The sequence below is a fragment of the Methylobacterium sp. WL7 genome, assembly GCF_008040085.1.
GTDB lineage: Bacteria > Pseudomonadota > Alphaproteobacteria > Rhizobiales > Beijerinckiaceae > Methylobacterium > Methylobacterium mesophilicum.
On the sequence record NZ_VRVG01000035.1, the window covers coordinates 32,128 to 42,532 of the forward strand.

The window sequence follows — 10,405 nt, forward strand, 5'->3', positions numbered from 1 at the left end:
GCTCAGGCGGCGATCCCGGTCCCCACCGGGCAGCTCACGCCGGTGCCGCCGAGCCCGCAATAGCCCGCCGGGTTCTTGGCGAGGTATTGCTGGTGGTAGCCTTCGGCGAAGTAGAAGTGCTGCAGCGGCACGATCTCGGTGGTGATGTCGGGGAAGTCGCGCGCCTGCAGGGCCTCGGCGTAGGTCGCCCGCACGGCCTTGGCGGTCGCCTCCTGCTCGGGGCCGACGGTGTAGATGCCCGAGCGGTACTGCGTGCCGGCATCGTTCCCCTGGCGCATGCCCTGGGTCGGGTTGTGGCTCTCGAAGAAGGTCCGCAACAGGGCGTCGAGGGGCAGGATAGCGGGATCGAAGGCCACCAGCACGACCTCGTTGTGGCCGGTCTGGCCGGTGCAGACCTCCTCGTAGGTCGGGTTCGGGGTGTAACCCCCGGCATAGCCGACCGCCGTGACGAACACGCCCTTCGGCAGCTGCCAGAACCGGCGCTCGGCCCCCCAGAAGCAGCCGAGCCCGAGCACGATCGTCTCGATCCCCGGGGGATAGGGGCCCTTGAGCGGGTTGCCGTTGACGAAATGGGTCTCGGTGGTCGGGACGGGATTCGGGCGGCCCGGCAGGGCCTCGGCGGGGCTCGGCATCTCGGGGCGCTTGCGGAACAGGAACATCGTCTCTCGCCTTCCGGGTCTCAGGGTGTGATCCGAATATGGGGTCGACCCGGGCTCCAAAGAAGCGGCCGGGAAAGCGGCCAAGAAGCTGGGCATGACAGGTTTGGCCGTCTGCAAGAGCCGTACAGCGCGCTGGAAACCCGTGCGTCCGTGGCTAATCCCGACTGGAGGACTGGACCGGGCCTGCGATTTCCGGCTTGTAGGCGCGAGGGAGCCGCCCCCACAGGTCGCGGCGTGAGGGGCTGAAGCCGGATGGAGACGGGCTGGACCGCCACGAGCCACGTGCTGGACAATCTCAGGACGGAATCGAACCGGGGCGACCCGTTCGCCGCGGCCGTGCGGGCGACCCGGATGCCGATGATCGTCACCGATCCGCGGCAACACGACAACCCGATCGTGTTCGCGAACGACGCCTTCCTGACGCTCACCGGCTATTCGCGGCTGGAGGTGACCGGGCGCAACTGCCGCTTCCTGCAGGGGCCGGAGACCGACCCGGCCGCGATCGAGCGCCTGCGTGCCGCGATCCGGCAGGAGGACGACATCAAGATCGACCTCCTGAACTACCGCAAGGACGGCTCGGTCTTCCAGAACGCGCTGTATGTCGGGCCGGTGCGGGATGCGGCCGGGACGGTCGTCTACTATTTCGCGTCCCAGGTCGACGTGAGCGAGCACTACGCGCTCACCGCCGAGATCGCGCGGCTGACGGAGGAGCTCGCCGCGGCGCGGGCCCGGCTCGCGGGGCGGTAGGACCGCCGATCAGGGCTTCGTCAGGAACCCGATCGGCTCCCGGCCCGGCTGGCCGAGCCAGAGCAGCACCGCACCGAGCCCCAGCCCGATCAGCGAGGCCGGGGCCAGGGTGAGCGGCAGGCCCAGAAGGTGCCAGAGCCAGGGCGCCGCCCCCTCGATGCTGCCCTGCAGGGTGCCGGCCTTGTCCTTGAACAGGGTCCCGATCACGTCCGAGAGCGGCGTGACCCGCAGGCCGTTGTTGGCGATCGAGCGGGCGCCGTCATAGACCAGCGCGACGAAGCCGCCGGCCATCAGCAGGAAGCCCAGGACGCGGGCCAGGAAGCGGAACATCGCGGGGTCTTCTGAGCCATGCCTGGCGCCGGGAGAGGCGCCCGCCCCGGGAGTATGGGGCCGGGCCGCCGGGTGCAAGCGGCGGCATGCAGAGCGCGGCCTGCGGGCGGTTGCCGGCCTGAGGGGGCCATGCCACAGGGTCCATGCCACAGGGTCGCCCGGCGGGGGCTTGCCGTGAGGATGTGCCGCCGGAGGACCGGTCGAGCTTGGAAGCGCGCGTGAACACACTCGGCCTGGTGATCTTCGATTGCGACGGCGTCCTCGTGGACAGCGAGCCCCTGAGCCTCGCCTGCCTCACCGCCGGCCTGAACCGGATCGGGGTCGCGATCACCTTCGAGACGGTGCGGGCGCGCTTCACCGGCACCTCCATGGTGTCGATCATGGACCACGTCGCGCGCGATTACGGCGTCACCGCCCCTCCGGGCTTCGTGGAGGCGGTCAAGGCCGAGACGCTGGTGCTGTTCGATGCCGAGCTGCGGGCGATGCGGGGCGTCGCCGAGGCGGTCGCGGCCCTGGGCCTGCCGACCTGCGTCGCGTCGAGCAGCGATCCGGTGCGGCTGCGCCATTCCCTGAGCCTGACCGGGCTCCTGCCGCTGTTCGGCGAGCGCGTCTTCTCCTCGGCGCAGGTCGCCCGGGGCAAGCCCTTCCCGGACCTGTTCCTGTTCGCCGCCGCGCGCATGGGGGCGGCGCCGGAATCCTGCCTGGTGATCGAGGACAGCGTGCCCGGGGTCACGGCGGCCCGGAGCGCCGGGATGCGGGTCGCCGGCTTCACCGGCGGCGGCCATTGGGGCCACGACCCCGCGGGGGCCGACCTGATGACGGCCGGCGCCGGCCGGGTCTTCTCGGATTTCTCCGACCTCGCCGCGGTGATCGCCGCCGCCTGAACGATCGCGTCTCCCGGAGGCCCGAACCGGACCGGCTTCCTGCCAGGCCGGCCCCGAAAATCGGAACCCCATTCCGTTGACGGGCCGGCGGCCCGCGCCCATCTTGATCGGCGCCGACCCGGACGTTTCGCGACCTCCGGCGGCCGCGGTGATTTGAGAAGCGTAGCTTGCGCCGCGTCATCAAACGCTAAAGCACTGCGACGGCGCCCGCGCCGCGCGGTCCTTCAGTCTGGAGGACAGTCGATGTCGATCCGAACCGTCTCCCTTCGACGCCCGCTCCGTTCCGTATCCGGCGCCCCGGCCCATCGCTGGCGCTGTCGATGCCGAGTGGGTCTCACGGCGAAACCCGGGATGCGCCCGCGAGCCTGAGCCGGCCGAGCGCCCGCCCCGCGGCAGCGCATCCGTCACATCCGGGGCGTAGAGACCCGCCCGATCGCGTCGATCGGCGAGTCCCGCGCGCCTTCGACGATCCGTACCATCACCCGCATTCCGGCACGGCCCTGGCGCCGGCCATCGCAGGATTCCGTCCCATGCCCAGCCTCGACGTCGCGTTCACGCCGACAGACCGTCCCGACCCCATCCCCAGCACGCTTGAACCCGAAAGCACCTTTGCGCCCGAAGACGTCGCCCGCGCGGAGCGGGCCGAGCCGCCGCGGGTGATCGAGATCGGCGAGATCACCGCCGGCATCGCCGTGCCCGAGGGGCGCGGCGTGCGGTTCTTCTCGTCGGCGCGGGATTTCGACGGGCTCGACGGCGCGGTGTTCCGCAACGCGGAGCAGGCGGCCCGTGCCGCCCGCGAGCGGGTCGCGGCCCGCACCCGCTCGGCCGCCCGCGGCGGTCAGACGGCTGCGGAGATCCGGCGCCGCCGGGCGTGACGGCGCGCGCCGACCGGGCCCTTACCGCGCGCACTCGTCCCGGGTGCGCTTCATCGCTTCCGCGAACCCGGCGAGCGCGTATTCGTCGCTCGTCGGGTTGCCGCGCAGCGACGTGGTCTTGATCACCAGCTTCGGGTTGCGCGCGCTCATCTCGGAGACCACCCGGGCCTCTTCGGCGGGGTTCTGCAGCCAGGCGTTCCCGTCCTTCACGACGAGGCCGTAGCGGCCGGCGCCGAGGTTGAGGCTCGGGTCCGTCGGCGCCGCGGCGGAGCCCGGCTTGACCTGGGAGGCCGCGGGCTTCGACGGGAAGCCCAGCATCACCGCGACCTCGTTCTGGACGTTCTCACCCTTGCGCACGCTCACGAACAGGTAGGCGGTGTCGCGCTTCAGGGTCTTGGGCGAGCGGGTCTGCGGCTGCGCGATGGCGTAGCAGAGCTTGGCGCGGCCATCGCCGTTCACGAACACGTTCCAGTCGCCGAAGATCGCCACCGGGGTGGCCTGCTGCATCCCGGGCGGGGTCGCGGCCTTCTTCTCGGCCCGCGGGGTCCGCTCCCGGCGCGAGCGACGCCCGCGCTTGGCGGGGGCGGCATCCGTGAAGCCGTCCGGCTGCGCCTCCTGGGCCTGGGCGACCGTCGCGGACAACAGGCCGACACTCCCGACGACGGCGCCGGCGAGGCCGGTGACGAGACCGGAGGCGAGCAGGGCGAGGGCTCCGACCGGGAGCAGGCGGGGGACGCGGACCATCTTCACTTCCTGACGACGGGCGGCCCCATGCGCGGGGCCGGACCGGGGATCGGGAATAGTGAAGCTCGCGTAAGAAGTCGGCAAGATGGCGGCCAAGGTCTTCATCGCGGCCGGGATCTCCGGGCACCGCGATTCGCGGCCGCCCGAAGCGATGGCGGACCGGCGCGCGTGGCGGACCGGCTCAGACCGCCCGCACCTCGGCGGCCAGCGTCGCGATCACCGCCGCGGGCACCGACACGGTGTCGGCCGGCTCCGCCTGTGCGGCGGCGGGCGTCACGGCGTTCGGCTGAGCCGGCGCCGGGCGCTTGCGGGGCGGATCGTTGTAGGGGGTGTTGTAGCCCTTGCGGACGGCCGACCAGTAGGTCTCCCGGGTCAGGCCCGAACCCGTCAGGGCGGCATCGATCATGGCGGTGGCCCGTGCCGCGAGGTCTGGCACCTCGTCCGGCTTCAGCCAACTCTCGACAGGCATCATGCGATCTCCGATCCACACGGCCGAGCTTCTAACGGACCAGACTTAGCCAGACGGTGAACGCGCGGGCCGGGGGAAGGTTGCGATGCACAAATTTCCGCCGGGCCTGTGGGTTGGTGTGCGTAGCCGAGCCCGATGGAGTCCACGGACGCAAGTCCCGAAGCCGCCGACGGCGCACCGTATGGGCAGAAGCCGAAGCTGGCCCCTATGCTCGATGGACGATCAGGTCGAAGCCCTCGTCCGGGGTCGGCGCCACGAAGTACCGCGTGAACAGCGCGAACTGCGCGTCCGTCACCGTGAAGTCGTGCGTGCCGGCCGCATTCCGCGCGCGCAGGCGCGCCCTGCACACGTCATCGGCCACATCGAGATAGTGGAGCCGGTGGGCGACCCCGGCTTCCTCGAACAGGGTGCGCATCCAGTCCCGGCTGGCGCGGGTGTTGGCGGGGAAATCCAGCACCACCGAGAGCCCGGCCCGGAGCAGGTCCACCACATGCGGGCCCATCACGCTGCGCAGGCGGGTCGAATGGCGGACATAGTCGGCCGGGGTGGTCTGCTCATCGGGATACAGCCGGGCGAGCCAGCGATCCTCGGCCACCACGATGGTGCCGGGCGCCGCGCCGAGGCCGGCGGTGAGCGTCGATTTCCCGGCGGCGATCTTGCCGCAGACGAGATGCAGCGTCGTTTGTTGGGCAGGCATCACGGTCGACCTTGGGCACGGCGCAGCAGGCGCCAGAGTGTTCACGGGCGGGCAGACCCGGCCTGACGGATCAGGCCGGGCCGTTAATTCGGCTGCGGATCGCAGCGGCCACGTGGTTAGTCGACAAGGTCATGGGTGGCGTCTGACAGGTCCCGGCGGGCGAGACCAGGGGGTGCCGGGAATGTCCATCGGGATTTGAAGACGATCGCAGAGCCGGTTTCGGCGGCAGCTGCGGGTTGACGCCGGCGATTGTGACCAGCCGGAGACTGCGTCAGCTTCCCGTATCTTGAGCCCAAGCGTTTCGGTTTTGCCATTATGCCACGATGACGGACAATAAGCCCTCCCTCTGTATTTTATGATACCCATAAAGACCAAAATACATTGTCTTGCAAAAACCGATCTGAATTTAATCTGAAAAACCCAGCGCTGCGTTTGCAAAAATCCCAACCGATGCGCAACTAATAGGGGCCGGCATGACGTGAGTCGGTCGGCGCACGACAGTTCCGCACGGCAGGATGGCCATGGTTGGATCTGTGAACAGGGTGGCGGCGCCCGAAGGGGCACAGCGGCCGGGGACGCACAGGCCGGAGAATCCGGGCCTCGTCGGGAATCCCGGTGAGGCAACGCCGGCGACCGGTCCCGGGCCGGAGCCGGAGGCGGGGTCGCCGCTGGCCGCAGCGGAGCGGCTGGGCTACGCCAAGCTGTCCCAGATCAGCGGCGTCCTGCTGTCCTTGGCGTCGGCCCGGACCAGCGGACGGGACCTCGCCGCCTCCGCGCTTCAGGCGGCCGGCCAGAAGCTCCGGCGGCTCAAGGCGGAAGCCCTGGCGGCCGCGGCCTCCGGGGACACGAAGGCGGCGGCCCGCATCGCCGAAGCGTTGACCAAGGTAGCCCGGGAGATCGCCGATGCCGCCCGGGACTACGCCGCCGCCGGCGGGGACACGGCCCTCACCCAGGCGACGCTCGCCGAGGCTGCGGCGGCGATCGATGTCGGCGCGGCGCCCGAGCGGGGCGCCGGAGGCTCCGATAGGCCGCCGGTCCCGGCGAGCGGGTTCGCGGACGCGTTGAACACCGCGATGGATCGGAACGCCGCGGCGGCGGACGACCCGGGCGCGGCATCCCCGCATCCGGCCGCCGCCGACGCGTCCGATCCGCCCCGATCCCTGCCGGAGGACGCGCCTTATCCCGGTGCGCTGCTCCGGCACGAGGCGGACGATCGGATCGATGACGGCACCGTCCAGGCCGACGCGCACGCGATGCTGGACGAGGCCCTGGCGCTGAAGCGGGCGATGCGGCGGGTCATGGCCCGCACATCGGCCGAGCCGGCGCGGATCGATCCCGTGACCCAGACCGATAGCGCCGCCCCGGGCGCCCGCCCGAGCGGCATCTGGCCTCGCGTCTTCTGACGCACTCACCGAAACCGCAGGATCTCTCGCCATGGACACGATCAGCGCGACGACAGCCCGGCCCGCCGAGCAGCACACCGCCCAGGCGCACCGCGCGGAGCAAGCCAGCGCGACCGACAGGATCGACAAGCAGGCGGCCGAGAACAAGGTCCGGGATGCCAAGCTGGAGCGCGACGAGCAGGCCAGGACGGCGATCGACAGCCGGCCGTCGCAGGCGCACCTGAAATTTCAGGCCTCGCTGCATGCGGACCGGAGCGCGGCCGAACTCAAGACCTCATCGTCCTGAGGCCCCCTGGGGATCCGGCCGAGCCGGCGGGACACCGGCCCGGAGCGCTCGCCGCCGAAGTGGATACCGGTTCGGCGTAAGCGAGCGTGTTGCATCACGGACTTGAAGCCATTCCCGGTTGCAACGCGATCGAGAACGCCTCGAGGACACGGCTCGGCGGCGGAGCCCTGATCTCCGCCCCAGCTGCGGCGGGTGCGCCGTCAGCCGAGCCGTTCGATCCAGCCCTGCGCCTGCGTCCGGACGTTGTCCGGCGCGGTGCCGCCGTAGCTGGTACGGCTGGCCACCGAGTTCTCGACCCCGAGCACGGCGTAGACCGCGTCGGTGATGCGCGGCTCGGCCTCCTGCATCTCGGGCAGCGACAGCTCTTCCAGCCCGACGCCCTTGGCCGAGGCGGCGCCGACCAGGCGGCCGGTGACGTGGTGGGCCTGGCGGAACGGCAGGCCGAGCTCGCGCACCAGCCAGTCGGCGAGGTCGGTGGCGGTGGCGTAGCCGGAGCCGGCAGCCTGGCTAAGCACCCCGGCGTTGGGCTCCAGGTCCTTCACCATGCCGGTCATGGCGGCCAGGCACAGGGAGAGCGCCTGGAGGGCGTCGAACGTGCCCTCCTTGTCCTCCTGCATGTCCTTCGAATAGGCGAGCGGCAGCCCCTTCATCACCACCAGCAGGCCGGTGAGCGCGCCGATGATCCGGCCGGATTTGGCCCGCACCAGCTCGGCCGCGTCGGGGTTGCGCTTCTGCGGCATGATCGACGAGCCGGTGGTGTAGCCGTCCGACAGCTTGACGAAGTTGAACTGCGCCGAGGTCCAGACCACCAACTCCTCGGCGAAGCGCGAGAGATGCACGGCGCAGATCGAGGCGGCGGCCAGCGATTCCAGGGCGAAGTCGCGGTCGGCCACCGAATCCAGGGAGTTGGCGGTCGGCCGGTCGAATCCCAGCGCGGACGCGGTGGCGTGCCGGTCGATCGGGAAGGACGTGCCGGCGAGCGCCGCGGCGCCGAGCGGGCACTCGTTGAGCCGGGCGCGGGCGTCGCGGAACCGGCCGCGGTCCCGGGCCAGCATCTCGACATAGGCGAGGCAATGGTGGCCGAAGGTCACCGGCTGGGCCGACTGGAGATGGGTGAAGCCCGGCATCACCGTGCCGGCATGTTTCAGCGCCGTCTCGGCGAGCGCGCGCTGCAGGTCGGCGGCCTGCTGGTCGAGGGAATCGAGGGTGTCGCGCACCCACAGCTTCATGTCGGTGGCGACCTGGTCGTTGCGCGAGCGCGCGGTGTGCAGGCGCCCGGCGGCCGGGCCGACGATCTCGGTGAGCCGGCTCTCCACCGACATGTGGATGTCCTCGAGCTCGCGCTTGAACACGAACCGGCCCGCCTCGATCTCGTCGCGGACGGACTTGAGCCCGGCCTCGATCGCGGCCACATCGTCTGCCGGGAGGATGCCGGCCGCGCCGAGCATCGCCACATGCGCCAGCGAGCCGCGGATATCCTGGGGCGCGAGGCGCTTGTCGAATCCGATGGAGGCGTTGATCTCCTCCATGATCTCCGCCGGGCCGCTGGCAAAGCGGCCGCCCCACATCCGGTTGCTCATGTCGATCCTTCCGCGCCCTGAACGTCCCGAGGGCCGAGCCTGATGCCCGGCCGCACATCCATCCTGGCCGGCGCGGGCCTCGCTGCGCTCGCCGTCCTTGGCACCGCCCTATACGGGAGCGGTCTCCTGCCCGGCAACATGGCCGGGGCGCCCCAGCCCTGCGCGGGGGCGGCGCAAGCGGTCGCCCGGGTCGACGCGTCCGCCAAGGGCGAGGTCGCCGGCATGCAGGCCGTGACGCAGGCGCGGCCCGCGCCCGAGATCCGGTTCAAGGGGCCGGACGGCGCCGAGACCGCGCTGTCCGACCTCAAGGGCCGGCTGCTGCTGGTCAACCTCTGGGCGACCTGGTGCGCCCCCTGCAAGGCCGAGATGCCGGCGCTCGACCGCCTCCAGGCGGAACTCGGCGGCCCCGATTTCACGGTCGTGGCGATCAACGTCGACACCCGCAACCTCGACAAGCCGCCGGAATGGTTGAAGCAGGCCGGCATCCACGCCCTCGCCATCTACGCCGACCCGGGCGGGCGCGTGCTGCCCGCGATCCAGCGCGACACGCAATCCCCGGGCCTGCCGACCACGATGCTGATCGACCCGCAGGGCTGCACCATCGGGGTGATGAAGGGCCCCGCCGCCTGGTCGAGCCCGGACGGGCTGGGATTGATCCGCGCGGTTCTGGGGCGGACTTCCTGAAGCATCGTTCCGAAAGGTGGCCGCCAGCTTTCGGAACGATGCGCTCGAGGGTTCAGGTGCGCTCGTAAGTGAGGAACCGCCCCTCCGGCGCCAGTTGCTGGATGAGATCGAAATCCTCGCGATTGGCCGTCAGAACGGGAAGGCCAGCCCGCGCGGCGGTCAGGAAGATGACCGCATCGGCGAGGCAGGCCGTGCGCTGATGCCTCTGGTAGCCCTGGAGGCGTGCGAGGGTGCCGGCGACAAGTCCGGCATCCGCGAAGGTCTGTGCGTCGGGCGCCAGCAGGCGCGTCTCCGGTATGCGACTGAAGAGTTCGGCATAGTGATCGCGCAGTGCCGCCCAGTTCGGTCCGTGCGGATCGGCGGCGGCCACCCCGACCGACAGTTCGGCGAGGGCGACGGCACAGTGAAACAGCAGCGCCCGCTCGATGAGCCGGTGCAGCTCCTCGGGCAGCCTGCCGGCAGCGGTATGGATATAGACGCTCGTGTCCAGGACGAGGGCCACAGGCGTCGCCGCGTCGAAGGTCGTCCAATCCGGGCGTTCGCTCTGCGGACGCGGAACGAGGCGAACGCTTCGCTTGTCCGGCTTGCGCCGCCGAAGCGCGCCACGCAGGTCCACGCTCAATGCGAGCCGGTGTCGAGATCGTGGTCTGCCCCGAGCCGTCCCGCCGTGCGGCCGAGAAAATCCGCGACGGGATCGGATTGAGCCAGGAGCGCCAGGGCGACCATGCCGAGTTCGGTTGTCGACGTGATCCCGGCCTCCCGCTTGGCGGCATCCACCAGGGCGGTCGGCACGCGGAAGCTCACGTGCTCGGACGTCTCTCCATCGAGCAGCCCGGCTTGCCGCGCTTCCTCCAGCACGGTGGCATGGATGCGGGCGGCCGAACGCGGCGCCCGCTTCCGCTGTACGGATGTGGTTTTCGGTACAGCCATTCCCTGCACCTCTCCCTCTCGAACGGCGGCAGGATAGCGCAAGGACCGATACACGGACAGATGGCGGCACGCGCCTTCCCGCCTCTTGCCGCCGTTCGAGAGGGAGAGGTGCAGGGA

The 10,405-nt window shown here is 70.9% G+C and carries 13 protein-coding genes and 1 pseudogene; 6 read left to right on the top strand and 8 right to left on the bottom strand.

Annotated elements, in window-relative coordinates:
• Positions 1 to 2: 2 nt before the first annotated feature.
• Complete coding sequence (msrA, locus tag FV233_RS11865; RefSeq protein WP_147897590.1) at positions 3 to 659, bottom strand: peptide-methionine (S)-S-oxide reductase MsrA; 657 nt, start codon at positions 657 to 659, stop codon at positions 3 to 5.
• Between the two features lie 252 nt (positions 660 to 911).
• On the opposite strand from msrA, the pseudogene FV233_RS11870 reads away from it, so the two are divergent.
• Positions 912 to 1,358 (top strand): annotated as a pseudogene (locus tag FV233_RS11870) (PAS domain-containing protein); the annotation flags it as partial.
• Between the two features lie 57 nt (positions 1,359 to 1,415).
• On the opposite strand, the gene FV233_RS11875 reads toward FV233_RS11870, so the two are convergent.
• On the bottom strand, positions 1,416 to 1,736 hold the full coding sequence (locus FV233_RS11875; RefSeq protein WP_147856128.1) for a PetM family of cytochrome b6f complex subunit 7: 321 nt from the start codon (positions 1,734 to 1,736) through the stop codon (positions 1,416 to 1,418).
• A 206-nt stretch (positions 1,737 to 1,942) separates the two neighbouring features.
• On the opposite strand from FV233_RS11875, the gene FV233_RS11880 reads away from it, so the two are divergent.
• Together FV233_RS11880 and FV233_RS31745 are read left to right on the top strand one after the other, a co-directional pair.
• Positions 1,943 to 2,620 (top strand): HAD family hydrolase, encoded by a 678-nt coding sequence (locus FV233_RS11880; protein WP_147856129.1) that lies wholly within the window; start codon positions 1,943 to 1,945, stop codon positions 2,618 to 2,620.
• A gap of 530 nt (positions 2,621 to 3,150) precedes the next feature.
• On the top strand, positions 3,151 to 3,495 hold the full coding sequence (locus FV233_RS31745) for a hypothetical protein (protein ID WP_187278094.1): 345 nt from the start codon (positions 3,151 to 3,153) through the stop codon (positions 3,493 to 3,495).
• Between the two features lie 21 nt (positions 3,496 to 3,516).
• Here the strand turns inward: FV233_RS31745 and FV233_RS11890 are convergent, their stop codons facing one another.
• From FV233_RS11890 to FV233_RS11900, 3 genes are all read right to left on the bottom strand, one after another.
• A complete protein-coding gene (locus tag FV233_RS11890) occupies positions 3,517 to 4,239 on the bottom strand; it encodes an invasion associated locus b family protein (RefSeq protein WP_147857858.1) in 723 nt (240 codons plus the stop codon).
• A 181-nt stretch (positions 4,240 to 4,420) separates the two neighbouring features.
• A complete protein-coding gene (locus tag FV233_RS11895) occupies positions 4,421 to 4,711 on the bottom strand; it encodes a hypothetical protein (RefSeq protein ID WP_246689965.1) in 291 nt (96 codons plus the stop codon).
• Between the two features lie 202 nt (positions 4,712 to 4,913).
• Positions 4,914 to 5,405 (bottom strand): ATP-binding protein, encoded by a 492-nt coding sequence (locus FV233_RS11900; RefSeq protein WP_147897593.1) that lies wholly within the window; start codon positions 5,403 to 5,405, stop codon positions 4,914 to 4,916.
• 521 nt (positions 5,406 to 5,926) lie between these two features.
• Between FV233_RS11900 and FV233_RS30280 the strand changes: the two genes are divergently transcribed.
• Positions 5,927 to 6,808, top strand: a complete 882-nt coding sequence (locus tag FV233_RS30280) for a hypothetical protein (RefSeq protein WP_187278095.1) — start codon at positions 5,927 to 5,929, stop codon at positions 6,806 to 6,808.
• A gap of 31 nt (positions 6,809 to 6,839) precedes the next feature.
• Positions 6,840 to 7,094, top strand: a complete 255-nt coding sequence (locus FV233_RS11910; protein WP_147897594.1) for a hypothetical protein — start codon at positions 6,840 to 6,842, stop codon at positions 7,092 to 7,094.
• 200 nt (positions 7,095 to 7,294) lie between these two features.
• Here FV233_RS11910 and argH read toward each other — a convergent pair whose 3' ends face one another.
• A complete protein-coding gene (gene argH, locus FV233_RS11915) occupies positions 7,295 to 8,674 on the bottom strand; it encodes an argininosuccinate lyase (protein ID WP_147857318.1) in 1,380 nt (459 codons plus the stop codon).
• 42 nt (positions 8,675 to 8,716) lie between these two features.
• Here argH and FV233_RS11920 point away from each other — a divergent pair, with 42 nt between their 5' ends.
• A complete protein-coding gene (locus FV233_RS11920; RefSeq protein ID WP_147897595.1) occupies positions 8,717 to 9,358 on the top strand; it encodes a TlpA disulfide reductase family protein in 642 nt (213 codons plus the stop codon).
• A gap of 52 nt (positions 9,359 to 9,410) precedes the next feature.
• Here the strand turns inward: FV233_RS11920 and FV233_RS11925 are convergent, their stop codons facing one another.
• Together FV233_RS11925 and FV233_RS11930 are read right to left on the bottom strand one after the other, a co-directional pair.
• The gene (locus tag FV233_RS11925; RefSeq protein WP_246689966.1) at positions 9,411 to 9,974 is read right to left on the bottom strand and encodes a PIN domain-containing protein; all 564 of its coding nucleotides are present in this window, start codon (positions 9,972 to 9,974) and stop codon (positions 9,411 to 9,413) included.
• A 2-nt stretch (positions 9,975 to 9,976) separates the two neighbouring features.
• Positions 9,977 to 10,405: hypothetical protein (locus tag FV233_RS11930; RefSeq protein WP_348642237.1), on the bottom strand; the 429-nt coding region annotated here is incomplete at its 5' end.